This is a genomic window from Paeniroseomonas aquatica, assembly GCF_030409335.1.
GTDB classification, from domain to species: domain Bacteria; phylum Pseudomonadota; class Alphaproteobacteria; order Acetobacterales; family Acetobacteraceae; genus Belnapia; species Belnapia aquatica.
In genome coordinates this window covers 1-975 of record NZ_JAUFPN010000105.1, presented here as the reverse complement: position 1 = coordinate 975, position 975 = coordinate 1, and the positions used below count along the sequence as shown (strand labels likewise).

Annotated in this window: 1 protein-coding gene; it reads right to left on the bottom strand. The window is 70.4% G+C overall.

The annotated features are described in order from the left end of the window. The coding region (locus QWZ14_RS09075) for a hypothetical protein (RefSeq protein WP_290316313.1) at nucleotides 1–391 on the bottom strand (391 nt) is incomplete at its 3' end. Nucleotides 392–975 lie beyond the last annotated feature (584 nt).

Genomic DNA, 975 nt, shown 5'->3' with positions numbered 1-975 from the left:
GGCTGATGCCCATGGTTCGGCGCCGTTCGCGGATGACGACGGCACCGGCGAGGGCGGCGGTCGCGGCCGGGACCATCTTCTCGACCACGGCGGCGATAGCCTGCTCGCTTTTGGTCGCCACGCCGGCGGCCTGGGCCTCCGCGCGTCGGGCATTCACCTCGGCCGTCTCCCGTGCCGTATCGAGCCAGGCGCCGACCTCACTCGACGCGGCATCGAAGGCTTCGGCTGCGGCGAGGACCATATCGGCGTGGCCCTTCTGCGCGGCCATCAGGGCGGCGACGAACCGCCCTTCCGGGTGGTCCGGCCGCACCCCCCACTCCCGCGCCGCCGCCTCGACCTCACCCAGCTGCTGCATGAGGGCGACACGAAGCTGGGTGACGTTCTGGCTCATGCAGCGGCCTCGGCCTGGGGCGCCAGCGCCGGCATCCAGAGCGGGTTGATACCGGCGAAGAACCCCGGGACCTTCTCCTCCCACCAGATCGCCACCCGCTCCTGGTCGAAGAAGCTCAGCGGCTCACCCGCAGCCGGCGGGGCACCCGCCGCGACATCCGCAAAGAGCGACTTGCTCTCGCTGACCTGGCGCATTGGGTTGAGCTCGGGGAAGCGCACGACCTTGGCGCCCTTGGNGCTGACCTGGCGCATTGGGTTGAGCTCGGGGAAGCGCACGACCTTGGCGCCCTTGGCCATCGCCGCCACGAGGGCAGGGTGGTTCAGGATCGGGGCGAAGGCGTTCGCCACCGACCGGCCATCGGCGACCAGGCCACCGTTGAGGACAATGAGGGTCGCCGCCGGCAGGAACAGCTCGTCGGCGACCACCTGGGCCAAGTAGTCCAGATCGGCATTGTCCGGGCCGACGACATGCATGGCCACCGGGCGGATGCCCAGGCGCTCCAGTGTCCGAACCAGGCGGACCTCCTCGGCCAGCTTCTTGATGAGGAGATCGCCGCCGCCGACCCCGAGCAGTGCATCGAACGG